Source organism: Mycobacterium vicinigordonae, from assembly GCF_013466425.1.
Lineage (GTDB): Bacteria > Actinomycetota > Actinomycetes > Mycobacteriales > Mycobacteriaceae > Mycobacterium > Mycobacterium vicinigordonae.
Map to the genome: position 1 here is coordinate 5450984 of NZ_CP059165.1, position 24605 is coordinate 5475588.

Sequence of the window (24605 nt, forward strand, 5' to 3'; positions counted from 1 at the left end):
GCAGTGCTCACGCTCAGAGCGGCCGGCCTGCTGGACGTCGAGTCCGGCGACATCGTCCGGCCCGGCATCCTGCGCATCGACGGTGACCGGATCGTCGGCGTCGGTGGCGAACCCGAAGGCGACACAATCGATCTCGGTGACCAGATCCTGCTGCCCGGTCTGATGGACATGGAAGTCAACCTGCTGATGGGCGGGCGCGGCGAGAAGCCGGGCCTATCCCAGGTGCAGGACGATCCACCGACCCGGGTGCTGCGCGCCGTCGGCAATGCTCGCCGCACGTTGCGCGCCGGGTTCACCACGGTGCGCAACCTCGGGCTGTTCGTCAAGACAGGTGGCTACCTGCTCGACGTGGCACTGGGCAAGGCGATCGACGCCGGCTGGATCGACGGGCCGCGCGTGGTGCCGGCCGGACACGCGATCACACCCACCGGCGGGCACCTAGACCCGACCATGTTCGCTGCGTTCGCACCGCACGTGCTGGACCTGACGATCGAGGAGGGCATCGCCAACGGTGTCGACGAGATCCGCCGGGCGGTGCGCTACCAGATCAAGCACGGGGCCCAGCTGATCAAGGTCTGCTGCTCGGGCGGCGTCATGTCGCTGACGGGACCACCAGGCGCACAACACTATTCAGACGAAGAATTGCGCGCCATCGTCGACGAGGCACACCGGCGCGGGCTCCGGGTGGCCGCACACACGCACGGTGCCGATGCCGTCAAGCACGCGGTGCAGGCCGGTATCGACTGCATTGAGCACGGCTTCCTCATCGACGACGCGGCGATCGCCCTGATGGTTGAGCGTGGCACGTTCCTGGTCAGCACCCGGCGCCTGGCCGAGGGCATGGACGTCTCGCACGCCCCACCCGAGCTGCAGGCCAAGGCGGCCGAGATGTTTCCGAAGTCGCGCATCTCAATTCTGGCGGCCTACGAGGCCGGGGTGAAGATCGCGGTGGGCACCGACGCGCCCGCAATTCCGCACGGCAAGAACGCCGACGAACTCGTCACCCTGGTGGAGTGGGGTCTGCCACCGCTGGCGGTGCTGCGGGCGGCGACCGTGACCGCCGCCGAGCTGATCAATTCCCGCGATCTGGGCAAGCTGGCCGAGGGTATGCTCGCCGACGTCATTGCGGTGCCGGGAAACCCGTTGGACGACATCACCGTTACTCGAAACGTCAGCTTTGTCATGAAAGGCGGCAAGGTATTTGTCCAGTAACCAGCCAACCAGAACTGACGATCTGGTCGAGATCCAGCAGCTGCTCGCCCGCTACGCAGTGACCATCACCCAGGGCGACATCGACGGACTGATCGGTGTGTTCACCCCGGACGGTACCTACAGTGCGTTCGGCGACACCTACACACTGGATAGATTCCCGGAGTTGGTCGCCGCCGCACCCAAAGGGCTGTTCATGACCGGCACCTCCCTGGTGGAAAACCTGGATGGTGACACGGCGACCGGGACGCAACCACTGTGCTTCATCGAACACTCCGCCCATGACATGCGGATCGGCTACTACCGCGACACCTACCTGCGGACCCCCGACGGCTGGCGGCTGAAAACCCGTGCTATGACCTTTATTCGGCGCAGCGGTGTGCACGACTCGGGCCGCCCGCACGCGGTGGGCCGACCCACCCCGTGACATCAGCACCGGTTGACGTCGGGCAATTCCGCGCGGACCTGTGCGCGTGGCTCGACGAGCACGACCTGACGCCCGGACCCGATCTTTCGTTGCAGGGCCATATGCGGCAGTTCGGCCGGGTCAGCGAAGCGCTCTTTGATGCGGGCTGGATGCGCTACGGCTGGCCAGTAGAGGTCGGCGGCCTCGGCGGACCCGCCCTGCTGCGCGCCGTTGTCGGGGAGGAAGTGGTCGGCCGCCGCCTGGCCGAACCGGGGCCATATTCGATGCTCGAGGTGCTGGCCCCCACGATGATCGATTATGCCCCAACCGAACTCGCCGCCGAGATGGTGCCGTTGCTGCTCAGTGGCCGCGAGCAGTGGTGCCAGGGTTTCTCCGAGCCGGGCTCCGGCAGTGATCTCGCGTCGTTGACGACACGTGCGGTTCAGGATGGGGACAACTGGATCGTCAACGGCCAGAAGGTCTGGACCAGCTTCGCGCAGTACTCCAGCCGCTGCATACTGCTCACCCGCACTGCCCCCGGCCATGACGGGATCACCGCGTTCTTCGTCGACATGGACACCCCGGGCATCACGGTGCGTCCGTTGCGCACCATGCACGACGTCGACGAGTTCTGCGAGGTCTACTTCGACGACGTGCCAATCCCGTCCCGCCGCATGCTCGGGCGGCCCGGGGACGGCTGGCGGCTGGCGATGGACCTGCTGCCTTTCGAGCGATCGACCTGCTTCTGGCAGCGCATCGCGTACCTCTACTCCCGCTTTGACGCGCTGATCGAACAGGCCGTCGAGCGTGACGATACCTCCTTGGGCGCAGCATATCTCGCGCTGCACACGTTGCGCTGCCGGTCGCGTGTCACCCAGCACCGACTGGCCGGCGGGACTCGACTGGGGCCAGACACCTCCATCGACAAGGTGCTGTTGGCGGGTGCGGAGCAGAAGCTCTACGACACAGTTCGCGACCTGCTGCCCGGGACGCTGGAACTTGACGACACCGCGTGGCGCCCGGAGTACCTGTACTCCCGAGCGGCCACCATCTACGGTGGCACAGCGGAGATCCAGCGCAATATCATCGCCCGCCGGTTGCTCGACCTCGGCAAGGAGTGAGCGCATGACTGCCGACCCCGAGCTGCAGTTGATAACAGAGTCGCTGCGTTCGGCGATGCTGTCTTCGTCGGGCGCGAAGCTCGACGGCGCACTGGCCGAGCTCGGCTGGCTGGACATGCTCGACGAAATCCCTGATACTGCAGTTCCTTTGGTGTTCCAGCTGCTAGGAGAAACGGGTACGCAGGCACCGCTGCTCAACGATGTGGTGCTGCGGGCCGCCGGGCTACCGGGTGGCGGAACCGTGCCGATGCCCTATGCCGGCGGGTCGTGGGTGGTCTGGGAACGCAGCGACCAGGTCGCGTCCACGTTGGGTGGCGATCTGCCAATACATCGTGTGGCACAGCGCGATTCGGTCCCGCTGGCTGCCGGGCGGCGGGCCCTGGGCTGGTGGCTCGTCGGCTGCGGCCGGGCTATGTTGTCGCTGGCTCGTCAACATGCGCTGGACCGCGTCCAATTCGGCCGTCCCATCGCTTCTTTCCAGGCGGTACGGCACCGGCTGGCCGAAACATTCGTGGCCGTCGAGGGCGCCGAGGCGACATTACAGGTCGCCTCGGACCATCCGGACGACCTAGCCAGCCTGCTCGCCAAAGCCGCTGCGGGCCAAGCCGCTCTTACCGCGGCCCGGCATTGCCAGCAGGTGCTGGGTGGCATCGGCTTCACCGCCGAACATCAACTGCACCGGCACATCAAGCGGGCGTTGGTGCTCGACGGGTTGCTCGGGAGCTCGCACGAGCTCACCCGGGAGGCGGGCGCGATCGTGCGCGAGCGGGGATCTGCGCCCCGCCTGGCGCACCTATAGCTCGCGGCCACGCGCCTACTCTTTTGCCTCGCGAGAGTGAACCTTACGACGCGACACGCCGTAACAGTGTCGTGGAAGTCACAGTCGCGGAGGCGATGGGGAGACGGTCCGGAGACGTGGGAGAAGGCGGGGTGAAGATTAGCCGCGCGGGAGTCCGAGGATTCGCTCGGCGACGATGTTGCGCTGGATCTCGGATGTGCCGCCGGCGATGGTCCCGGCAAAGCTGCGTGCGTACCGGTCGAACCAACTGCCCGAGTGAGCATCCAGGTCCAGCGGAGCGAATGGCGCGGTAATCGCCGGATGAACCAATCCGGCTGCGCCACTGGCATTCAACGCATCTTCGGAGGCGCGCTGTAGGGCCTCTGACCCCAAAAGCTTGAGCACCGACTGCGCCGGCACATCTTCCTCGCCGCGCGCGGCTTTCGCCATCGCCGCGGATCCCAACAGTTGCATCGCACGCGCGTCCATAACCAATGTGGCGTAGCGGTCGCGCTCCACAACCCCGTGCGGTGTGAAATCAATCGCCATCTGGTCCAACAGGTTGGCGTAATCCATCCACAGCATGGCTCGTTCATGGCCCAGCGACCCGGTGGCCACCCGCCAACCGTCGTCCAGCTTGCCCACCAGGTTCTCGGCCGGCACCCGCGCATCGGTGAAGAACACCTCGTTGAATTCGACGTCGTCATGGTCACAGACCGACGCGAACGGCCGACGGACCACGCCTGGGGTGTCGGTCGGGATCAGAAATACGCTGATGCCTTTGTGTTTTGGCGCGTCAGAGTTGGTGCGGACGAACGTGAGTAGCACGTCGGCGTCGTGCGCGCCGGAGGTCCAGACCTTCTGCCCGTTGACCACGAAGTGATCCCCGTCTGGCACCGCCCTGGTTTTCAGCGATGCCAGATCTGAGCCCGCGCCGGGTTCACTCATCCCCAGTGAAGCGGTGATCTCGGCGCGCAGGATCGGTACGGCCCAGCGTCGCTTCTGTTCCTCGGTGCCGAACGACAATAGCGATGCCGCGATGATGCCGACGCCCTGCGGGTTGAAGCTGCGATAGATCCGGCGGCGGGCCAGCTCATCGGCATACACGTACTGCTGAAGGAGGGTGGCATTGCGGCCACCGAACTCCGGCGGGTTGCCGGGTAGCAGCCAGCCGTGGTCAAACAACGTCCGTTGCCAGCGGGCCGCCCACTTCGGAAGATGAGAGCACGATCGCGGGCGCTCGAATCCCTCGGCCTCGTCGGGCAGATGCTCGTCCAGGAATGCCACGAATTCCGCCCGGAATTCCTCGACGTCGGCGTCAAAACTGAGCTGCACGGGGTTCCTTCCAACCTTCGCATGCTCGGCTCTCGCAAATCTGCTTCCCAAACACGCGTCTAAGAGAATAGTATTCTCGTCGTGAGGAAGTTACAATCTCCAAGACATCGTCCGTGAGGAGGTCGAGCGCACCGATGGCACGGCGTTCTCCGGTACAGTCCAACCATGTTCTCACCCCGCGGCAGCCTGCCGAGCCGCCCGTGACGACCCCCAGCGAAGAACCCGCCTGGAAGCAGCGCGCCGTAGAGCGGTCCATCAAAACCGCGAAACTGCGTGCAGCGCAGCGCGTCCAGCGCTTCCTGGACGCCGCGCAGGCGATCATCATCGAAAAGGGCAGCACCGACTTCACCGTCCAGGAGGTCGTGGACCGTTCGCGACAGTCGCTGCGCAGCTTCTACCTGCAATTCGACGGCAAGCATGAGCTGCTGCTAGCTCTGTTCGAAGACGCCCTAAGCCGCTCGGCCGATCAGATCCGCGCCGCCACCGAAAGCCATACCGATCCCCTAGAGCGACTCAAGGTCGCCGTCGAATTGCTCTATGAGGCGTCCCGCCCGGACCCGACGGCCAAAAGGCCACTCTTCACCGACTTTGCGCCGCGTTTGCTAGTTACCCATCCCACAGAGGTCAAGGTCGCACACGCGCCGCTGTTGGCGTTGCTCACCGAACTCACCGAGGCCGCGGCCGCGGCCGGCAAACTGCGCGCCGACGTCAACCCCAAACGGGCGGCCGCCATGACCATGCAGACCGTGATGTTCATCGCACAATCCAGCGGTGGCACCGACGACGCGACGGTCAAACCCATCTCCGCGGACGAGGTTTGGGACTTCTGCTCACGCGGATTCGCGGGCAAATAATTCGCCGGCCGACACTCGGCCACAAAATTCGACAATGTGCGAATATCGCACGTCAACGGTTGTGCGAGAATGCTATTCTCCGATATCAAGAATCATAAATAGCCGAAACGGATTCCACGTTGACACTCATTGGTGGGTGATGACAGAGTTCTGGGGCGGCATGAACGCGCACCCGCGAGGGACGGGAGAGCGCGGTTCCGGCGAGAGGGCAATTTCCCGTGACAGTAAGCGCAGCCAATGATGTCTATTTCGACCCCTACGACGTCGAACTCAATGCCGACCCCTACCCGATGTTTCGGCGCCTACGGGAGGAGTCGCCGCTCTACTACAACGAGCAGCACGACTTCTACGCGCTGAGTCGGTTCGCCGATGTCGACGACGCGCTCGTCGACTACCAGACCTTCAGCTCTGCTCGGGGCGCAATTCTCGAACTCATCCGGGCCAACATCGACATGCCACCGGGGGTGCTCATCTTCGAGGACCCGCCGGTGCACGACATCCACCGCAAGTTGTTGTCCCGCATGTTCACGCCACGCAAGATCAACGACCTCGAGCCCAAAATCCGTGAATTCTGTGCTCGCAGTTTGGATCCGCTGATCGACACCGGCAGATTCGACTTCGTCACCGATCTCGGCGCACAGATGCCGATGCGGGTGATCGGCATGCTGCTGGGTGTTCCCGAAGAAGATCAGGAAGCCGCAAGGGATTTCGCCAACGCGCAGATGCGAACCGAGGCGGGCAAGCCGATGGAGGTCTCGGCCGAGAACATGCTCAACGGCGAGTTCTTCGGTCAGTACATCGACTGGCGCGCCGAGCATCCGTCCAACGACATCATGACCGAGCTGCTCAACGCCGAGTTCGAGGACGAGACCGGCACCGTACGCCGCATGCGCCGTGACGAACTGCTCACCTACGTCACCGTGGTGTCCGGGGCAGGCAACGAGACCACCACTCGGCTGATCGGATGGGCCGGCAAAGTTCTTGCCGAACACCCGGATCAGCGGCGCGCCCTGGTCGAGAACCCGGCGCTGATTCCCGCGGCCGTCGAGGAACTACTGCGCTACGAACCGCCGGCTCCGCACGTGGCACGATACGTAACCCGCGATGTCGACTACTACGGCCAGACCGTGCCCGAGGGCAGCGTGATGATGATGCTGATTGGTGCGGCCAACCGTGACCATCGCCAATTCCCGCCCGACGGTGACGTTTTCGACATCCGTCGCGAGCCGCGCCAGCACCTTACGTTCAGCGTCGGCACCCATTACTGCCTCGGGTCGGCGCTGGCACGCCTGGAGGGCCGCATCGCACTCGAGGAGATCTTGAAGCGTTTCCCCGAATGGGATGTCGACCTCACCGAGGCCAAGCTTTCCCCGACGTCCACTGTGCGGGGTTGGGAAACCATGCCGGCCGTAATCGGCTGAATCACTTAAGAAAAGGGGTAATCATGGCAGGTCGTGTGGAAGGCAAAGTCGCCTTCGTCACCGGGGCCGCGCTCGGTCAGGGCCGCAGCCACGCGGTTCGCTTGGCGCAGGAGGGCGCCGACATCATTGCCGTCGACGTCTGCAAGCGAGTCGTGGAGACCAGCCCCATCCCGGCGGCGACGCCCGAAGATCTGGCCGAAACCGCCGATCTGGTCAAAGGTCTCAATCGACGGATCTTCACCGCCGAGGTCGATGTGCGCGACTACGACGGGCTGAAGGCCGCCGTGGACGCCGGCGTGGAGCAATTGGGTCGGCTGGACATCATCGTTGCCAATGCGGGCATCGGCAACGGCGGGGACACCCTGGATCAGTGCAGCGAACACGACTGGCAGGAGATGATCGACGTCAACCTTTCCGGCGTCTGGAAGACGGTGAAAGCCGGTGTACCGCATCTGGTCTCGGGCGGCAACGGTGGCTCGATCATCCTGACCAGCTCGGTCGGCGGGCTCAAGGCCTACCCGCACTGCGGCAACTACGTCGCCGCCAAGCACGGCGTGGTCGGCATCATGCGCTCGTTCGCGGTCGAATTGGGACACCACATGATTCGGGTCAACTCCGTGCATCCCACGCACGTCAGCACGGGCATGATCATGAATGAGGGAACATGGAAGATGTTCCGGCCGGACCTGGAGAACCCGGGCCCTGACGACATGGCCCCAATCTGCCAGATGTTCCATACGTTGCCGGTTCCGTGGGTGGACGCACAGGACATCAGCAATGCGGTGCTCTTCCTCGCTTCCGACGAAGCCCGCTACATCACCGGGGTCACCCTGCCTGTCGATGCGGGAAGCTGCTTGAAATAGGGTTCCGTCAGTATGGACGGAATTTCTAGCTTCGAGGGGCGCGGAGCGGTCGTCACCGGCGGTGCGAGCGGGATTGGGTTGGCTACCGCCACCGAGTTCGCCCGCCGTGGCGCCCGACTGGTGCTTGCCGACGTCGACGGACCGGGATTGGAGCAGTCCGTCGCCCACCTGCGCGGGCAGGGGCTCGACGCGCACGGCGTGCTGTGCGATGTCCGGCACCTCGAGGAGGTCGTGCGCTTGGCCGACGAGTCGTTCCGGCTGCTCGGCCAGGTCGACGTCGTGTTCAGCAACGCCGGCATCGTGGTGGCGGGCCCGATCGCGGAGATGACGCACGAAGACTGGCGCTGGGTGATCGACATCGACCTGTGGGGCTCAATCCATGCCGTTGAGGCGTTCCTGCCGCGGCTGCTCGACCAAGGTAACGGTGGTCACCTCGTATTCACCGCGTCGTTCGCCGGACTGGTGCCCAACGCCGGACTGGGCGCATACGGCGTCGCCAAATACGGCGTCGTTGCCCTGGCCGAAACCTTGGCCCGCGAGGTGAAAGGCAACGGCATCGGCGTCTCGGTGCTGTGCCCGATGGTCATCGAGACCAAGCTGGTGTCCAACTCCGAACGAATCCGCGGTGCGGATTACGGGCTGGCCTCGACGCCGGAGGTGACCGGATCGTTCGGGCCGCTGCCGGCGCAGGACCAGACCGTCAACGTCGAGGAGTTCGCCCGCCTCACCGCCGACGCTATCCTGGCCAACCGGCTGTACGTGCTACCCCACGAAGCCTCCCGCGCCTCAATTCGCCGCCGCTTCGAGCGCATCGACCGCACCTTCGACGAGCAGGCCGCCGAGGGCTGGCGACACTAGGATCGGACCGGCGGGTGGTCCACCACTCACCGGACAGCGCCGATCTGACTAAGCAGGCCCCAGCCGGTACTCGCCGGTGACCGGATCACGGAACCAGCCGCCGGCGGCGTGCGTACCACCGTCGACGTGAATGGTCTGACCGGTGATGTACGTCGACATCCCCGACGCGAGAAATACTGCGGTGCTTGCGATTTCGTCGACATCACCGGCACGACCCCAGGGCACGACGGCACCCACGGATGGGGTGGCGGTCTGTCCTGCGAGCTGCGCCAGACCTTCGGTCATGGTGATGTCGGGGGCGATCGCATTAACCCGGATGGCGTGCCGAGCCAATTCCAGTGCGGCGGTCTTGGTGTAGTTCACCACCCCGGCTTTCGCGGCGGCATAGGCCGCATAACCCGGTGCGGCGCGTACACCCTCAATGGAGGTTACCGCCATGATGCTGCCGGGCAGGCCAGCAGCGACCAACTCTCGCGCAACCCGCTGGGTGCACAACAGCACGTGCCGCAGGTTGGCGCGATACAGTGCATCCCAACCGTTTTCGCTCGTCTCCAGCAGCGGCGAGGAGAACGTCCCACCTGCGTTATTGACCAGGATCGTCGGTACACCGAGTTCGGAGATCGTGCGCTGCAGTGCCGCGTCGACCTGACCGCTGTCGCGCACGTCGGTGGTGACTCCTAGTGCGCCGCTCGATTCGGCCGCATCGTGGCAGCTTTCCGGGTTGCGTTCCCAGATAGCCACTTTCGCGCCAAATGCCGCCAGGCCCGCGGCCACACCGCGACCAATGCCCGTTCCTCCACCGGTGACCACCGCGACGCGGCCGGTGAGCAGTATGTCGGAAGGGTCGATCATGCGGGTGCCTGTCCGATGACGCCGTCGGCTTCCAGCTCGGCGATCTCGCGTTCATCGACGCCCAGCTCGGCCAGCAACTCGCGGTTGTGTTGTCCCAGTAGAGGTGCGGGCTGGACGTGAAATCGGTCCGGACCCTCAGACAGCCGCATCGGCACGGTGCTGAGCCGTGCCGGGCCGTTGACCGGATGGTCGACAAGTTCGAAGAAACCCCGTGCCGCCAGTTGGGCCAGTTCGGTCTGGCGATGCGGCTGCATGACCTTGGCCACCGGGACGCCGGCATCCCACAGCGCGGCCACGATCTGATCGCCGGTTTGCTGCGCACACCATTCGGCAAGTTCCTGGTCGATCCGGCCCTGTTGTGCACGGCGGCCCGCGGCGGTGCGAAGCGTCGGATCGGTAGCCCACGAAGGCGATCCGAGCGCCCTTCGCAGTTCGCACCACTGCTCGTCGGTCGCGACCGCGATGGCGACCCAGCTGTCGAGGCGACCGAACTCGTCGATTTCGTTGGTGCGGTAGAGGTTCTGCGGGGCCGCCGTGGGCCCGCGATTGCCGGCGCGTTCCAACAGCCTGCCGTAGGCGGAGTATTCGATGACCTGTTCGGCGGCGACGTTGAGCGCCGCGTCCACCATCGCCGCTTCCACCAGCACTCCCTGCCCGGTCCGGCGCCGGTGTTCCAAAGCCAGCAGCAGCGCGTTGACGGCGTGGATGCCAGCGTTGGGGTCGCCGACTGAGTATGGCTCGAAGGGCGTGAGGTCAGGGTAGCCAGTCAACCAGCTCACTCCCGAAGCCGACTCGATGACGTAGGCGAAGGCCGGGTTGTCCCGCCACGGCCCGTCCAGCCCGAAGCCAGGCATCCGCATCAGGACCGCATCCTGCCGAAGATCCTGCACCGCCGACCAATCCACCCCGATCTGATCCAGCACCCTCGGCGTGAAGTTCTCCGCGATCACGTCACAGGTGGGAATCAGCCGGCGCAGCAGGTCTCTGCCACGCGGATTCTGCAGGTCGAGTGTCAAACCTTTCTTATTGGTGTTCAGCGCCGCGAAGATCGGCGACTTCTCCCACCACAGTTCTTCGGCGACCGGTATGCCCGCGATCAACCTGGTGCCGTCGGGCCGCCGGGTGGATTCGACATGAATCACCTCCGCGCCCAACATCGCCAAGAAGTGGGTACAGGACGGGCCCGCCCAGAAAGTTGTCATGTCGAGCACGCGAAGCCCGCTCAGCGGCAGGCTCTTTGCGGATGTGGCTGGCGCTTGTCGGGGCGGCTGAACGCGCCGGTGCCGCGTGTTGTGCTCACCGAGTCGGGGCGCCGGGCCCGGTGGGCGCAGTCGCGCCGGTGACATCCGGTAGGGATGGCCGGGCTGGGTGAATCCGTCGCGGGGATTGCGCTGGAAGCTCTCGCGTGCCACGAAATGGTCCAGCGCCGGAGCATTGGCGCCGTTGGCGACTGGGGCGCTGGGTATCCGGAACGCTTTGGCGAGTTCGCGGATGTCGTCGACGCAGTGACTGCGCACCCAGGCGTAGATCTCGTCGGCGTGCACGTTGGCCTGTTCGGTGATCGACAGCGGCGAGTCCTCGTCGATCCACTCCGGGTGCCCGACCATCGCGCACAGGTCGAACCATTGCTGCGCGGTGCCGCAGCCGAGGTCCACCAACCCGTCCTGTGCGGCGGCGACTCCCGGCACGGTCCGACGCCGGGTATCGCGCCACGGTCGGCCGAGCATCTCGTGGTAGGTCACCGGATAGTAAGTGAGACCCAGGATCTCGGCCTCCAGTATGGACAGGTCGATCAGCCGTCCGTGGCGTGCAAAATGTGCCGCGAGGGTGGCGGCGCTGGCGTAGGCGCCCGCCAGGTACTCGCCGACCTGGCCGCCGACGAACACCGGGGCGCGGTCGGCAACCCCTCGGCCAAGCCCGATGATGCCACCGGACCAGGCTTGCAGGGTGAATTCGGTGGCCGCGCGCTGCGACCACGGTCCGAGCCGACCGAACGGTGTGATCGCCGTGACGATGAGGTGTGCATGCCGGTCCCGAATCTGCTCCGGGGTAAACGACTGGTGCTCGGCCACTTTCGATCCGCCCGACCACACCACAGCGTCGGCGGAGGCCAGCAGCGTCTCAACAAGTTCGAGGTCGGCATCGTCGGCCGGATTGGCGACGACGCTAAGCTTCGACCCCGCCAGAAAGCTGAACAACGCGCCGTCGGCACCCGGCTCGATGCGCGCACCCGACGCCGACCATGTCCGCAGCGGATCACCCTCCGGTGATTCGATTTTCACGATATCTGCGCCGCCGTCGGCGAGCAGCTTAGAGCAGTAGGCACCGGCGATCCCGCTGGAGAAGTCGATCACCGCGAAGCCCGTCAACGGAGATTCGGCCACTACCGCTTCTTCTTTCCGCCATCGGCCTTGCGCGCCTTCTTGCTCAGTCGCCATTCGGGCGGGAACTTGTTGTCGTTGTCCTTGACCGCATCGGCCAGGCCCCGGTCGACGGCAGCGGCCAGGGAGAAGGTGCCACCGTCGGGCCGCATCCCGCCGCCCATCGATTCGAACACTCCACTGAGCACACTCCCCAGGTATTCGCCCTGAAACTGTTTCATCACCTCGAAAAACGTCTTCTGCAGGAAGACCGTGTCGGTGGGCCGATTGCTGGCGCAAGCCAACGCGCACTTCGCCACCTCGGCATCGAGTTGGTCGCGAGGCACCACGCTGTTGAGGAAGTTGCAGTCGTACATCTCCGCCGCGGTGAAAGCCCTTCCGGTAAAGACCATTTCCTGGAACTTGCGGATGCCCATCGTCTGGGCCCACCACCACATCCGGGGGCCCCAACCGTAGTATCGAAACGACGGGTGCCCAAACAGCGCGTCGTCACTGGCGATCACGAGGTCGGCATCGGCGGCCTGGTAAAAGTGCCAGCCGTAGCAATAGCCTTTGGCCTCCACGATGCTGATCTTCTTGAAGTCCTGCAGGCCCCGAATGCCCGAGTTCGGGTTGGCGTACCATTGCCCTATCGCCGCTCCGTGGCGGAAAGTGTCCTTCGGCGGATACCTGACATCCTCGGTGCCCAAGCCGAATTCGGCGAGCAGCGGCCCTGAGTCGGCAGCATTCTTGGCCTGCATGAACTCCTCGAGATCGGCGCCGGAGCCCAGGTCCTCCCCCGCGCCGCGGATGACCACCACCTTGACGTCGTCGTCGAGGCTGGCGCGGTGCAGCAGATCGGCGTAGCGCCGCCGCGCGGCAATGGTAGGTGCGTTCAGCTGTTCCGGCCGGTCGAAGGTGATGGTGGCGATGCGGGTGGTGATGTCCTTGTCATATCGGATGATCTTGCCCGCCTTGCGATCCGCTTTGGCGGCCATGTTCAGCCGCGCCAAAACGGACTGGTCGTAAGGACTTCCGGCCCGTCAGGCGCTATCAGCACCGCTTCGCGCCCGAACACCGCGCCGACTTCCGGTTTCCAGACATACCCCGTGACGGCCAGCACCATGCCGGGCTGCAGTCGCTCCACCGCCGCGGTGTCCGGCAGCGACCCCGAGACCACCGGCGGGTCGAACCCCATCCCCAGACCTCGGGCCACCGGCATCGCCGGCAATGGCTCTCCCGCGGCCTGATAAGCGGCCAGCAGGTCCGCGGCCGGCGCTCCGGGCTGGCATGCGTCAATCAGCTTGTCCCACAGTCGGCCCCAGCGACCGAATACCTCGGCCACGCCCGGCACCGATCCGACCGGCCAGGTTCGGCCGACCTCACCCACGTAGCCGCCGGCCACCACTCCCGACGACAGCGCCACCAAATCACCGGACTGAATACGACCGTCGCCGCCGGCACGACGCCAGGGATGTTCACGCGAAGTTACCCACGCCACATCCTGATTCGACGGAGTGCTCACGCCGCCGGCCGCCAACGCCTCTAACAGCACGCCAGCGAGGTTCGTCTCGTCCATTCCCGGCCGCAGCTCAGACACCGCCGCGGACAGCGCCATCTCGGCAACCTTGATCGACTCGCGCAGCGCCCGGATTTCGTCGGCGGTCTTGATCCGTCGCGCGGCACGCATAGCCAGCTCCCCATCCACCAGCTCGGCGTCGGGAAACGCTGTCGGCAGCAGCTGGGCGAAACTGGGTGAGAGCGCGTCGGTTCCGACCCGGCGGGCGGTGGCGGCACCCTCGATGCGCCGAAGCGCCGCCACGGTGTTCACCGGATTCCAGGAGATGCCGTACAGGTTCTCGTGCGGAATATCTTCCGGCACACCTTCATCCCAGGTACTGAGCAGGTGGATAGCGCCTGTCGCGCGCACCAGCACGCAGCTCGGGCCGAACGGCCGGGTCCCGGCCACCCAGAGTTGCGGTGCGCCGGTGATATACCGAATGTTGGCCTGCCTGCCCAGGACTAGCACGTCCAGGTCGTGCTCGGCCATCTGGGCCAGCGCGCGTTCCCGACGACCGTGCCGCAGCGCGGTGTCGTCGGCCAGAACCTCAGTCGACATAGGGGGCGTAGGGGTAGTCGGTCAGTTTCATCGAGCCTTCCTCGGTGATCACCAGGACTTCCTCACTGCGATAGCCGCCGGTCCCGTCCTCCCAGACCACCGGCTCGAGTACCAGCACCATGCCTGATTGCAGCACGAAGTTCTCGTCGAACTCGTCGCCGAGATCGGTTCCGATCATCGGCATCTCGGCGGCGTTGACGCCGATGCCGTGACCGAGGTAGAAGTGCGGAAGCCACGGCCGGACGCCGCCGTTGGCGGCAGTGGCAGCGCGACCCAGGTCGGCTGCGGTTGCCCCGGCGCGCGCAACGCCCAGCACGGCATCCATAATGTGGCGCCATTGGTCGAATTGCGCCTGCTGACGCGGCGACGGGTCCTGTCCGACGATCCAGGTCCGTCCGAAGTCCGAACAGTAACCCTGGTAGGTGATGCTGACGTCGGTCCACAGCACGTCACCGCGGACCAGCTCCCGCTCGGTGCTCAGCAGGGGCAGAGCCAGGTCGCCATGCGTGGTCCACACCCCCTCGGCCCGGCTATTTGGCATCACCTGCCAGATCGGTTCCAGCATGCTGGCCATGGCCCCGAGTTCGAAGGCGCGGCGCAGAAAGCGACCAGACAGGTCAACTTGGCGGATTCCGGGCGCCAATGCCTGCTGCACTTCGAGCATTGCCTGGTCGGTGATCCGGACCGCGGTGCGGATGCAGGAAAGTTCATCCGGTGTCTTGACCGCCTTGGCGGCACTCACCACAGCCGCGGCGTCCACCGGAGTACCGTTGGGGAACAGTATGTTCCGCGCCCGAGACATGGCACCGGTGAATTCGTCGACCGCCACGGTCGCTCCCACCGGGATGAGCTCTGCCAGTTTGCGCGCGAAATCTGAAACGCCCTCGTCGAATTCGAGATAGACAGGTCCATGTCGGTGATCTGACGGCAGGTCCGATTCCTGCGCGGCACCCTCCCGGAACGGCAGGAACAGGTGCGGCGTGTCGTCGTCGACGAGGACTACCGCAACCGGGCGCTCGACGTAGGACAGCCCGGCATCGCCCAGCGGCCAACTTGTCCCGGTCGCGTAGACGACGGCGTTATTGCCCAGCAGGATCAGGGCATCGACACCCCGGTCGGTCATCGCCGCGCGGAGCCGCGCCCCGGTCTCGCGGCGCAGCCGGGTTAGGTCGGGGGTCTCCGGGATGATTAACCGGTCGGTGATCGTGCTCATAGGCCCAGAAATTCACGGATGTTGCCGCTGACAATCCGGACCGCCTGTTCGGACCCGACGGCCTCGACGACGGCCGCGAGCGACTTCTCCGAATAGCCGTATGTGCTTTCGTTGTGCGGGTAGTCGCTGGACCACATCACCTTGTCCACGCCGATCCGGTCGATCAACTCCAGGCCCAGCGGGTCCACCATGAATGAGGCGCTCATGTGGGTGTCCCAGTAATAGCGAACATCGTGCTCAAGCGGGCGGTTGAACATGTGCTGGTAGGAGGCGACTAGATGCTCGGCGTCTTGCAAAGCCCATGGGACCCAAGCGATCCCACCTTCAAACCAGCCGATTCGCAGGCCGGGGTGATCGTCGAGGATGCCGGAGAAGAGGTACTTCGCAAACTGCTCGCGAAAGCCGTCAATGTTGATCATCATGCCGACCACCACGCTGTTGAACTGACAGGGGGTTTTCGGCGGCGTCTCCCCGATGTGATGCGTGACCGGAAGCCCGGCGGCCTCGATCTCGTCCCACACCGGTCTCATCGCGGTGCTGCCATAGTCGATGATGTTTCCGTCGTCATCCTTGCCCGGGTTCAACGGGAGCAGAAACGTCTTGAGCCCCAGCGACTTGAGCTCGGATAGCGTTTTTCGGGTACCTTCCGGATCCCACCAGTTGATCAGGCCAGCCCCGTAGAAGTGGCCGTTGGACTTCTCCTGCAATTCCGCAATGTACTCGTTGTAGATACGAAAGGTGAGCTCGCGAAGTGCCTTGTCCGGGTAGTGAAACAGTGCCAGGACGGCGTTCGGGAAGGCAAGCTCTTTGTCGACGCCGTCCTCGCGAAGTTCTTGAATCCGGGCCTCGATGTTGGTGCTGGCAGCCCCAGGCAGATCATCGTACTGCATGAGCACTGCGCTGAAGTCACCCGGCAGGAACGACTGACCCTTGCGGCCAACCTGGTATGCACCGTCCTCGTACCAGATTCGCGGTGCCTTGTCCTTGAGGTTTTCGGGAAAGCGCTCGTAGAAGATGTCGGAGGCCAACGAGATGTGATTGTCGGCGGAGAACACCTCGGTCCCGGCGGGCAGGCCAACGTTGCTGTCGAGGGCGTGACCTTTGCGATCCTTGGGTGCGCCAAAGCCTTTCGGTGGGTAAAGCGTGCTTGTCATCGTTGACCTCTCGAATACTTCTGTGGGCTGCGTATCGGGCTTACCAGGTGACCGGCAGTTCGTAGACGCCGTAGGCAAGCCGGTCATCCTTGAACGGGATGCCTTCCAGCGGCGCCGCCAACTCGAGTGTGGGCACCCGTCGGAACAGAGTCCGGAAGACGATCTGCATCTCGGCACGGGCAAGCTGCTGGCCCACGCACTGATGCCGGCCGTAGCCGAACGCGACGTTACGGTCCGCGTTGGACCGGTGGAGATAGAGCCGGTCCGGTTCGGTGAAGGCGTGTGCGTCCCAATTCGCCGGGGCCAGGTCGATGATGATGCCCTCCCCGGCGCGAATCACCTCGCCGGCGATCGGAATGTCCTCGACGGCGACGCGACGCTGACCGTTCTGGATGATGCTGAGATAACGCAGCAACTCCTCCACGGCGTTGGCCACAATCTTGGGGTCTTCCGCATCGCGGATCGCTGGCAGCTGGTCCGGATTCTGCAGCAGCGCTAGCACCCCGAGGCCGAGCATGTTCGCAGTGGTCTCATGCCCTGCGATCAGCAGCCCGGTGCCCAATTGCGCGGCTTCTTTGACGCTCAGTTCGCCTGCCTTGACCCGTTCGGCCAGATCGGAGACCGCGTCCTCGGCGGGGTTCTGCATCTTCGCTTCGACTAATTGGCACAGATACTTGTGCAGGCTCATGGCACCTTTGACGGTGTCCTCACCGGTGGCGTACCGCGCGAGACCGACGTTGGCGTGGTGCTGAAACATCTCGGCATCCTCGTAGGGCACCCCCAACAGCTGGCTGATCACCAGCGAAGGCACCGGCAACGCGATCGCGGTGACGATGTCGGCCGGTTGCGGTCCGGCCAGCATCATGTCGATGTGGTCGTCAGTGATCTGCTGGATGGCCGGCCGGAGTGCTTCTACCCGCCGAAAAGTGAATGGCTTGGATAACATTCGGCGGAATCGAGTGTGCTCGTCGCCGTCGGACGTGAACACCGAGCGGGGCCGTTTGTGCACCGTCGACAACATGCCGGCGTTCCAGTGCGGAAAGCCCGGCACCCGGTCGTCCACACTTACCCTCGAATCCGAGAACAGCTCGCGGCACTGCTCGTAGCCGGTGATGAGCCAGGGTGTGCTGCCGTCCCAGATCCGCACCCGGGAAAGGGGTTTGGCATCGGCCAACGCCATGACCTCCGGGGGTGGGGCGAACGGACAGCCCGCCGCTCGCGCCATCGGATACTCGGGGATGCTGGTATCGGTCGTGCTGTCGGTGAGCGTGTCGGGCAAGGTCACTCCTCGATCTGGATTGCCAGCGCCGGGCAGAATGCGGCAGCTTTACGGGTCGCGTCGGCCTGGTCGGCGGGAGGGTTCGGGTTGAGCAGGACGACGACGCCGTCCTCATCACGCTGGTCGAAGACCTCCGGCGCGTTCATCACGCAGTTGCCTGACGAAGCGCAGATATCTTGGTCGACAGTGACTTTCATCTCTTCGGCTTTTCGGTTACAGGTGTGACGGGTGCCAGCCACAGGCCGACGATCGCATCGATGAGACCGGTGGCGGCGGCCCGCCAGGACGGGCGCGGTAACGACGTGCCCTCGGCCAGGGCACGCTCGAGGTCCGCGCAGGTGTGCATCAAAAGGTTGCGCGCCATGATGTTTCGCTCGAATCGGACGGAGACCGGCAGGTCGGGTAGGCAGCTGTTGATGCCGTCGATCACCTCAACCAGCGACGAAGAACTCAGCGCATCCTTAACGACGAGGTTGTGGTAGGCCGGATCGGTCATAGCCTGCGCGGCGAATCGGGCGTACCAGGTGGGGTTGCCCAGTTCCTCCAGGTGCTCGGTGAGGGGGCAGACCAGGCAGGCGACCCAGTCCCGCATCTCGGCTGCGGCGGGCAGGCCGGCCACCATCTTCTCCCGCAGTCGCTCGACGGGCCCGCGGTGCTTCTGCTCGATGGCACGCACCAGGTCCGCCTTGGTGCCGAAGTGGTATCCGACCGCGGCGTTGTTGCCCTGTCCGGCCGCCTCGCTGACCTGCCGGTTGGACACCGCGAATACGCCGTGTTCGGCGAATAGCCGCTCGGCGGCGGCCAGGATCGCCTCCTGTGTGGAGCTGGCCCGGTCGCTGCGCACGGGTCGACCGACTGTGGTCATGCCGCCAGTCAACCGCGCTTGCCCGCGTTAAGTCAAGCGATTGATTTAATCTGCAGCGGATCGGCCCGGATGGCCCGTACCTGCGCTACGACGTCAGGTCAGTGGTGGCCGGGCCTTCCAGCAGCGTGCCGTCCGGCGCGAACCGCGACCCGTGCAGGGGGCACTCCCAGGCCTGATCGGCGTCGTTCCAATTGACTATGCCTCCCAGGTGTGGGCAGACCGGCGAGACGCGATGCTCGATGCCGTCGACCCTTGACCTGGCCTCCAGATGCCACGGTGGACCGCTGACCACCCCGGCGCCGTCATCGGTCGGGCTGCGACGCGTCAGGTGCACCGATGGTGTGATCCATCCCTTGGTCAGGTTGAACCCCACTTCGAGGTTGGACATCACAGCCGATGACAGCCCGGCCAGCTCGTGGCGGCTCCAACTGGCGAACGCATCGGCCCAGTCCATCCGCCCACCCAGGATTCTGGTCGATAGCGCCAACGCCGCAGCAGGTCCGTTAGTCATTCCCCATTTGTTGAAACCCGTTGCCACGAAGATGCTTTCGAAGTTGGGAAGGATCGGGCCAACATAGGGCAGTTCGTCGATGGGCTCGTAGTCTTGTGCCGACCAGAAGTGCGTCTGCGCCGCACCGGGGTAGTGCAGACGTGTCCACGACGACAGCTCGTCGAGCGCCTTGGAGGGGCTCCTCTCGCGGCCGACGGTGTGTCCCGCGCCGCCCACGATCAGCAGCTCGCCGTCTCCGACAAGCGCGTACCGGACGGATCGCGTCGGCGAGTCGGTCGAGATCATCATCGGCCGGGTGATGCTGCCGGGAACCTTGAATGCCATGCAATAGGACCGTTGCGGCTTCACGCGGGCGAAGTAGCCGCCGCGGTCCAGGATGGGGATTCCGGTGGCCAGCACCAGCTGGCCCGCCCGCACTTCGACTTCGCGCCGCAACTCATCGTTCACCTGCACGCGGACCCCATTGCCGCGGCTAGACACCTTACGTACTCGACAATTCTCGACTAGTCGCCCGCCGTGTTCGAGCAACTCGACGGTCAGCGTATCCAGCAGCGTCATCGGATCGAACTGTGCCTGCTGGGGCAGCCGGACGCCGCCACGGTAGGGAAACGGTACCGGGGCGTCGTCCTCCCACGTGACTGGCAGGCCCACCGTCTGCGCGGCCTTGAACTCGGCATGCGCCGATGCGAGGCCCTTGTCGGACTGGGCATAGCTATAGGCGTCCTCGTGCTGCACCGCCACACCGTGCTGCTCGCAGTATTTGAGCAACCACTCCATGCCTTCCCGGTTGCCGTCGACGTAGGCACGGGCGGTATCGCGGCCGTGTTTAGGCAGGATCTTCGACAGGTGCGTGGCCTGCAGCAAGCTGAGCTTGGACGTGGTGTTGCCGCTGGCGCAGGCGCCGACGCTGCGCGCCTCGACCACCAGCACATCTTTGCCGGCGCGGGCCAGCAGCACCGCGGTCGTCAGCCCGGTTATCCCAGCACCCACGACAACGACGTCAGCGGATGCCGGCCCCTCGGCGAGTATGCTCGCCGCCCAGGGCTTTTGGTTGTGCTCGGCAAGCCAGAGAGAAGTCCGCAAAGGAGCCATGAGTCGCTGATACCCGCGAACAACGCCGTCAAACAGCGGGCCACAGTATCGGCCTGCCTCCGGTAACGGCTACCCGCGCACCGGAGACGTAGCTGGCGTCGTCGGATGCCAGCAGGACGTAGACCGCCGCCAATTCGGCCGGCTGGCCAGCTCGACCCAGTGGAACGCTGTCACCGAAGAACTTCACCTTCTCGGCGGGCATGGTCGCCGAGATCAGCGGAGATTTCCTCCAGGCTCTGGTACGTCATCTGGTAAGCGGTATTGTTGACCAGAGTGTCGATGTACCCGAATTCGGCTGCGGCGCAGTCGATAACGGCGCGCTTTAGGCCGGGGACGGTTTGTTGCTGCTCGGGGAATGCCATGACAGGCGGACTAGCCGTTCGGAACCCGGATAAATGTGCTGCGTCCAAAGCTTGTAGGGCCCGCGCGGCGACGCTGTCGGCGACGTTTGGCTCGACGGATCAGGGGTACTACCGGGGCTGGTGTTCTTCAGCCCAGCAGGAACAACTCTGCGACTCAGAGGTTGTTCGCAGCCAGCGGTGGCCAGTTGGCGCCGCTGCGCGCCATTGAAATCAATGTTGTCGAAAGGAACTCGTCATGGTGCGTGTCGCGTCGGTACCCGCCTCGCACGTTTACGCGCGGCACCTGGTCGATACGGAGATCAATTGCGTTGTCCGCCTTGATGACCCCGTTCCTGCGGACGGGCACACCGTGCCCGATGGCTGGTGGCCAATGGCGGGATGGCTCTCGTCGTTCGAAGCCAGCGGCCACATCCGCCGCCGAGCCGACGGTCGACCGGTCCGCAGAGTCAGAGTGGAACGGTCCGCAATCGCTGGTCGAGAACAGATCTCGTTGCACGACAACGTTTTTGCAAATTGCGGAAGAATCCCTTCGAACGTATCAGGAGTTGATATGTCTGTAGCGCGCAAGCCGTCCCAATCCACGCCCCGCCGCATCAGCCCGACTGGTGCTTCCACCAGTTCCGATGGCCTCGACAACGACCCGCGCGCACAGCAAGGTTCGTTTTTGACCACCGCCGAGGGGCTGCGACTGCCCGACACCGACCACTCGCTCAAGGCCGGCAGCCGAGGTCCGAGCCTGCTGGAGGACTTTCACCTTCGGGAGAAGATCACCCACTTCGACCACGAGCGTATTCCCGAGCGGGTCGTACACGCCCGCGGCGCAGCGGCGCACGGTGTATTCGAGGCCTACGGAAATGCGTCCGACTACACCCGGGCAGCCTTCCTGGCCCGCAAAGCCAACAAGACCGACGTGTTCTGCCGCTTCTCCACCGTGCTGGGTTCGCGCGGCTCGGCCGACACGGTCCGCGACACCCGCGGCTTCGCGGTGCGGTTCTACACCGACGAAGGCAATTTCGACTTGGTGGGCAACAACATTCCGGTCTTCTTCATCCAAGATGGCATCAAGTTCCCCGATATCATCCACGCCGGCAAGCCGCATCCGGACCGTGAAATCCCGCAGGCGCAGTCCGCCCACGACACCTTCTGGGACTTCGTGTCGTTGCACACCGAGGCCACCCACCACGTGTTCTGGAATATGAGCGACCGGGGCATCCCGCGTTCCTACCGCACCATGGAGGGATTCGGCGTCCACACCTTCCGGCTGGTGAACCTGCGCGGCAAGACCAGCCTGGTCAAATTTCACTGGAAGCCGGTGGCGGGTGTGCACTCGCTGGTATGGGAGGAAGCGCAGATCGCTGCGGGGTGCGATCCCGACTTCCACCGCCGCGACATGGCGGACGCCATCGACGCGGGTGCCTTCTTTGAGTACGAACTCGGAATCCAGGTCATGCCCGACGACGGGACCGACAGCTATGACGGCATCGACTTGCTCGATCCGACGAAGATCGTTCCCGAAGAGCTGGTTCCGGTCACGCTGATCGGCAAGCTCACGCTGAACCGCAACCCCACCAACTACTTCGCCGAGACTGAGCAGGTCGCATTTCACACGGGCAACTTTGTTCCGGGCATCGAGCCGACAAACGACCCGCTGATGCAGGCCCGGCTGTTCTCCTACCTCGACACCCAACTGACCCGGCTCGGCGGACCAAATTTCACTCAGCTGCCGATCAACCGTCCGCACTGTCCGGTCAATGACATGCTGCGGGACGGCATGCACCAGAACGCCATTCACCAGGGTCTGGCCCCCTACCGTCCCAACAGCATCGACGATGGGGAGCCCGAGGTTGCTGACGCCGACGACGGCGGCTACGTGCAGACTCGGCGCTTGATCGAAGGAAGCGCCGTCCGCGCCAATCCCGTGTCGTTCGAGGACCACTTCAGCCAGGCGGCGATTTTCTATCGCAGTCTGAGCCGCGTCGAGCAGCTGCATGTGATAGAGGCATTTACCTTCGAACTGGGCAAGTGCTACGAGCAGTCGATAAAAGAACGCGAGTTGGAGGTACTCGCAAATGTCGATACCGATCTGTGTCAGCAAGTCGCGGTTGGCCTGGGGCTGCCGGCGCCGAAAGGCAATCCGCCGAAAGACGTTTCGCCGTCACCCGCCTTGTCCCAGGTATATGCCGAACCGGGCCCCGTGGCGGGCCGCAAGGTCGGCATCATCGCCGACTCGGGCTCGGATCTCGCCGGCGTCGGGAAACTGATCAAGGCGGTAACTGCCGCCGGAGCGGTTCCGCTGCTCACCGCTCCGGGCGGCGGAAAACTCAAGTCGGGCCGACGGATCGAGGTGGTCGAGCGCACCCTGCTGACCGCGCGGTCGATCGAGTTCGACGCGGTGGTGGTGGCGGCGGGTACCACCCCGACCGGCGACATCAAGCTAGTAACTTTGCTGCAGGAGGCTTTTCGGCACTGCAAGCCAGTGGCCGCGTGGGGGGATGGTGTGGCTGTCCTGGAATCGGCCGGTATCTCGCGCGACGGTCCGGGTGTGCTGATCGCCGATGACGTCGACAAGAAAACCACTGCCGGGCTGCTGGCCGCACTCGGTATGCACCGGGCGTGGGATCGCGCGCCGACGGTCATGGCGTCGGCGGTTCCTCCCGCGAATAGGCGTCCGGCGAAGAAGAAGTGACACGAGCCAAAGGCCGCGTGCACCACAGCGCCCAGACCACCAGCAACGGCTGGAACAGTAGGCGGATACCACGAGCCAGGTCGGAATTCAGACCGAAAGCATTCGTGTGCGTGACGAATTGGGAGATGTTACCGGGAAACACCAGCACAAAGAACAGCGCGACCGCCCAGCCGACGGACGCGCGCCACCGGGTGAGCAGCAGCAGTGCCGCTCCGAGCACGAGTTCCACCACACCCGAGGCGCTGACCACGAAGTCGGTATCCAGCGGGAGCCATGGAGGCACCTGTGCATAGAAAGTGGTTCGCGCAAACGTCAGATGCCCGACTCCTGCGAAGATCAGCACGCCGGCGAGAACTGCCCGCCCGACGGTGCGTAAGAGGGAGGCCACCGGGTGCACCCAACCAGTATGTCTCTCGGCGGCAACATCAATCCGCCCGTGTGCGAGAACGATTCACTTTGCCGGCTACGGTCCCCCCGTCAACCGGTAGCACCGTCCCGGTAACGTACCGAGACCGGTCGGTCGCGAAATACAGAGCGGCCTCTGCCACGTCGTCGGGCGTACCCTCGCGCTTGAGCGGGCGGTCGTCGCGCATGGTCTGGCGAATCGCTGCCTCGAAACGCTCAAGCTCGGCGGGATCCTTCGCGCTGGACGACGATGCCAGGATCGAAGTCGGTATGTTGCCGGGCGCGATAGCGTTGACCCGAATCTCGTAGCGGGCCAGGTCGATTGCCGCCGACTTGGTGAACTGGATGACGGCCGCCTTGGAAGCTCGATAGGTCATCACACCGCCGCCGGCCTGGATCCCACCGATCGAGGTCACATTGATGATGGAGCCGCCGCCATGGTCCGCCATGTGCCGCGCGGCGTCCCGGGTGCCGGCCATCACGCCCAACACGTTGACCCCCATCACCCGGTAGAAGTCCTCGAAGTCCTCGTCAAGCAACCGGCGCAACGGGCCCGAGATGCCGGCGTTGTTCACCATGACGTGCAACCCACCGAATTTCTCGACCGCCACGGCAACCACCGCGGCAACCTGTTCCTGGTCGGAAACGTCGGTCTGATGAAATATCGCGGACGGCCCTAAGGCGTCGGCCAACTCGTCGCCAAGATCGGTCCGGACGTCGGCAATAACCACCCGGGCGCCCTCGGCGACAAACCGCTGCACCATGCCCCGGCCGATACCCGCAGCCCCGCCGGTGACCACAGCCACCTTGTCCGTCAATTCGTTGACCACCCGTCGAGTTAATCGGGGCGGCCCTCATTAAG

At 64.8% G+C, this 24605-nt stretch carries 23 protein-coding genes and 1 pseudogene; 9 read left to right on the forward strand and 15 right to left on the reverse strand.

The features are described 5' to 3' along the window. The first annotated feature begins 3 nt into the window (after positions 1 to 3). Genes H0P51_RS24335 through H0P51_RS24350 form a run of 4 tightly spaced genes read left to right on the forward strand, consistent with a single transcriptional unit; the run spans position 4 to position 3535 of the window. Entirely contained in the window at positions 4 to 1212 is a 1209-nt protein-coding gene (locus tag H0P51_RS24335; protein WP_180915377.1) for a metal-dependent hydrolase family protein, read from the forward strand. Next, positions 1202 to 1636 carry a nuclear transport factor 2 family protein gene (locus tag H0P51_RS24340; protein WP_180915378.1) on the forward strand — a complete coding sequence of 145 codons (435 nt, stop codon included), beginning with the start codon at positions 1202 to 1204 and terminating at the stop codon, positions 1634 to 1636. Before H0P51_RS24335 ends, H0P51_RS24340 begins: the two co-directional genes overlap by 11 nt. Further along, on the forward strand, positions 1633 to 2736 hold the full coding sequence (locus tag H0P51_RS24345; protein ID WP_180915379.1) for an acyl-CoA dehydrogenase family protein: 1104 nt from the start codon (positions 1633 to 1635) through the stop codon (positions 2734 to 2736). The genes H0P51_RS24340 and H0P51_RS24345 overlap by 4 nt, the downstream gene beginning before the upstream one ends. Before the next feature lie 4 nt (positions 2737 to 2740). Further along, complete coding sequence (locus tag H0P51_RS24350; protein ID WP_180915380.1) at positions 2741 to 3535, forward strand: acyl-CoA dehydrogenase family protein; 795 nt, start codon at positions 2741 to 2743, stop codon at positions 3533 to 3535. Between the two features lie 138 nt (positions 3536 to 3673). Here H0P51_RS24350 and H0P51_RS24355 read toward each other — a convergent pair whose 3' ends face one another. After that, entirely contained in the window at positions 3674 to 4849 is a 1176-nt protein-coding gene (locus H0P51_RS24355; RefSeq protein ID WP_180915381.1) for an acyl-CoA dehydrogenase family protein, read from the reverse strand. A gap of 200 nt (positions 4850 to 5049) precedes the next feature. Here H0P51_RS24355 and H0P51_RS24360 point away from each other — a divergent pair, with 200 nt between their 5' ends. The 4 genes from H0P51_RS24360 to H0P51_RS24375 all read left to right on the forward strand — a co-directional run bounded on the left by H0P51_RS24360 (position 5050) and on the right by H0P51_RS24375 (position 8845). Further along, positions 5050 to 5703 carry a TetR/AcrR family transcriptional regulator gene (locus H0P51_RS24360; RefSeq protein WP_180915382.1) on the forward strand — a complete coding sequence of 218 codons (654 nt, stop codon included), beginning with the start codon at positions 5050 to 5052 and terminating at the stop codon, positions 5701 to 5703. Positions 5704 to 5921: 218 nt separating this feature from the next. Beyond that, on the forward strand, positions 5922 to 7124 hold the full coding sequence (locus H0P51_RS24365; protein WP_180915383.1) for a cytochrome P450: 1203 nt from the start codon (positions 5922 to 5924) through the stop codon (positions 7122 to 7124). Between the two features lie 23 nt (positions 7125 to 7147). Further along, on the forward strand, positions 7148 to 7987 hold the full coding sequence (locus tag H0P51_RS24370; protein ID WP_180915384.1) for a mycofactocin-coupled SDR family oxidoreductase: 840 nt from the start codon (positions 7148 to 7150) through the stop codon (positions 7985 to 7987). A 21-nt stretch (positions 7988 to 8008) separates the two neighbouring features. After that, positions 8009 to 8845, forward strand: coding sequence for an SDR family NAD(P)-dependent oxidoreductase (locus H0P51_RS24375; RefSeq protein WP_425489093.1), 837 nt, complete (start codon positions 8009 to 8011; stop codon positions 8843 to 8845). Positions 8846 to 8893: 48 nt separating this feature from the next. Here H0P51_RS24375 and H0P51_RS24380 read toward each other — a convergent pair whose 3' ends face one another. The 12 genes and pseudogenes from H0P51_RS24380 to H0P51_RS24435 form a co-directional block, all read right to left on the reverse strand. Beyond that, positions 8894 to 9697, reverse strand: a complete 804-nt coding sequence (locus tag H0P51_RS24380) for an SDR family NAD(P)-dependent oxidoreductase (RefSeq protein WP_180915386.1) — start codon at positions 9695 to 9697, stop codon at positions 8894 to 8896. Then, positions 9694 to 12135: a CaiB/BaiF CoA-transferase family protein gene (locus H0P51_RS24385; protein WP_180915387.1), complete on the reverse strand. Its 2442-nt coding sequence runs from the start codon at positions 12133 to 12135 to the stop codon at positions 9694 to 9696. The genes H0P51_RS24380 and H0P51_RS24385 overlap by 4 nt, the downstream gene beginning before the upstream one ends. Continuing rightward, positions 12081 to 13055 carry an enoyl-CoA hydratase/isomerase family protein gene (locus H0P51_RS24390; RefSeq protein WP_180915388.1) on the reverse strand — a complete coding sequence of 325 codons (975 nt, stop codon included), beginning with the start codon at positions 13053 to 13055 and terminating at the stop codon, positions 12081 to 12083. Before H0P51_RS24390 ends, H0P51_RS24385 begins: the two co-directional genes overlap by 55 nt. Before the next feature lie 2 nt (positions 13056 to 13057). After that, the gene (locus H0P51_RS24395; RefSeq protein ID WP_180915389.1) at positions 13058 to 14176 is read right to left on the reverse strand and encodes a M24 family metallopeptidase; all 1119 of its coding nucleotides are present in this window, start codon (positions 14174 to 14176) and stop codon (positions 13058 to 13060) included. Next, positions 14166 to 15389: a M24 family metallopeptidase gene (locus tag H0P51_RS24400; RefSeq protein ID WP_180915390.1), complete on the reverse strand. Its 1224-nt coding sequence runs from the start codon at positions 15387 to 15389 to the stop codon at positions 14166 to 14168. The genes H0P51_RS24395 and H0P51_RS24400 overlap by 11 nt, the downstream gene beginning before the upstream one ends. Beyond that, on the reverse strand, positions 15386 to 16543 hold the full coding sequence (locus H0P51_RS24405; RefSeq protein WP_246398193.1) for an amidohydrolase family protein: 1158 nt from the start codon (positions 16541 to 16543) through the stop codon (positions 15386 to 15388). The genes H0P51_RS24400 and H0P51_RS24405 overlap by 4 nt, the downstream gene beginning before the upstream one ends. A 40-nt stretch (positions 16544 to 16583) precedes the next feature. Beyond that, positions 16584 to 17822, reverse strand: a complete 1239-nt coding sequence (locus tag H0P51_RS24410) for a cytochrome P450 (RefSeq protein ID WP_180915391.1) — start codon at positions 17820 to 17822, stop codon at positions 16584 to 16586. 2 nt (positions 17823 to 17824) lie between these two features. Then, entirely contained in the window at positions 17825 to 18019 is a 195-nt protein-coding gene (locus tag H0P51_RS24415) for a ferredoxin (RefSeq protein ID WP_180915392.1), read from the reverse strand. Beyond that, entirely contained in the window at positions 18016 to 18687 is a 672-nt protein-coding gene (locus H0P51_RS24420; RefSeq protein WP_180915393.1) for a TetR/AcrR family transcriptional regulator, read from the reverse strand. The genes H0P51_RS24415 and H0P51_RS24420 overlap by 4 nt, the downstream gene beginning before the upstream one ends. An 85-nt stretch (positions 18688 to 18772) precedes the next feature. Continuing rightward, positions 18773 to 20290, reverse strand: a complete 1518-nt coding sequence (locus tag H0P51_RS24425; protein ID WP_180915394.1) for an FAD-dependent oxidoreductase — start codon at positions 20288 to 20290, stop codon at positions 18773 to 18775. Between the two features lie 28 nt (positions 20291 to 20318). Further along, a pseudogene (locus H0P51_RS24430) lies at positions 20319 to 20513 on the reverse strand (SDR family oxidoreductase); the annotation flags it as partial. Next, entirely contained in the window at positions 20461 to 20652 is a 192-nt protein-coding gene (locus tag H0P51_RS24435; protein WP_180915395.1) for a hypothetical protein, read from the reverse strand. The gene H0P51_RS24435 and the pseudogene H0P51_RS24430, both read right to left, overlap by 53 nt. A 550-nt stretch (positions 20653 to 21202) precedes the next feature. Between H0P51_RS24435 and H0P51_RS24440 the strand changes: the two genes are divergently transcribed. Further along, complete coding sequence (locus H0P51_RS24440) at positions 21203 to 23338, forward strand: catalase (protein WP_180915396.1); 2136 nt, start codon at positions 21203 to 21205, stop codon at positions 23336 to 23338. Here the strand turns inward: H0P51_RS24440 and H0P51_RS24445 are convergent. Then, positions 23286 to 23726, reverse strand: coding sequence for a DoxX family protein (locus H0P51_RS24445; RefSeq protein WP_246398195.1), 441 nt, complete (start codon positions 23724 to 23726; stop codon positions 23286 to 23288). The genes H0P51_RS24440 and H0P51_RS24445 overlap by 53 nt on opposite strands. Before the next feature lie 37 nt (positions 23727 to 23763). After that, on the reverse strand, positions 23764 to 24573 hold the full coding sequence (locus tag H0P51_RS24450; RefSeq protein ID WP_180915397.1) for an SDR family NAD(P)-dependent oxidoreductase: 810 nt from the start codon (positions 24571 to 24573) through the stop codon (positions 23764 to 23766). Between the last annotated feature and the right edge of the window lie 32 nt (positions 24574 to 24605).

Excerpts from the sequence above, each read along its gene's own strand:
- H0P51_RS24350 (WP_180915380.1), top strand. The coding sequence starts at position 2,741 with ATGACTGCCGACCCCGAGCTGCAGTTGATAACAGAGTCGCTGCGTTCG.
- H0P51_RS24370 (WP_180915384.1), top strand. The coding sequence starts at position 7,148 with ATGGCAGGTCGTGTGGAAGGCAAAGTCGCCTTCGTCACCGGGGCCGCG.
- H0P51_RS24380 (WP_180915386.1), bottom strand. The coding sequence starts at position 9,697 with ATGATCGACCCTTCCGACATACTGCTCACCGGCCGCGTCGCGGTGGTC.
- H0P51_RS24385 (WP_180915387.1), bottom strand. The coding sequence starts at position 12,135 with ATGGCGACTGAGCAAGAAGGCGCGCAAGGCCGATGGCGGAAAGAAGAA.
- H0P51_RS24390 (WP_180915388.1), bottom strand. The coding sequence starts at position 13,055 with ATGGCCGCCAAAGCGGATCGCAAGGCGGGCAAGATCATCCGATATGAC.
- H0P51_RS24395 (WP_180915389.1), bottom strand. The coding sequence starts at position 14,176 with ATGTCGACTGAGGTTCTGGCCGACGACACCGCGCTGCGGCACGGTCGT.
- H0P51_RS24400 (WP_180915390.1), bottom strand. The coding sequence starts at position 15,389 with ATGAGCACGATCACCGACCGGTTAATCATCCCGGAGACCCCCGACCTA.
- H0P51_RS24405 (WP_246398193.1), bottom strand. The coding sequence starts at position 16,543 with ATGACAAGCACGCTTTACCCACCGAAAGGCTTTGGCGCACCCAAGGAT.
- H0P51_RS24415 (WP_180915392.1), bottom strand. The coding sequence starts at position 18,019 with ATGAAAGTCACTGTCGACCAAGATATCTGCGCTTCGTCAGGCAACTGC.
- H0P51_RS24420 (WP_180915393.1), bottom strand. The coding sequence starts at position 18,687 with ATGACCACAGTCGGTCGACCCGTGCGCAGCGACCGGGCCAGCTCCACA.
- H0P51_RS24425 (WP_180915394.1), bottom strand. The coding sequence starts at position 20,290 with ATGGCTCCTTTGCGGACTTCTCTCTGGCTTGCCGAGCACAACCAAAAG.
- H0P51_RS24435 (WP_180915395.1), bottom strand. The coding sequence starts at position 20,652 with ATGGCATTCCCCGAGCAGCAACAAACCGTCCCCGGCCTAAAGCGCGCC.
- H0P51_RS24440 (WP_180915396.1), top strand. The coding sequence starts at position 21,203 with ATGTCTGTAGCGCGCAAGCCGTCCCAATCCACGCCCCGCCGCATCAGC.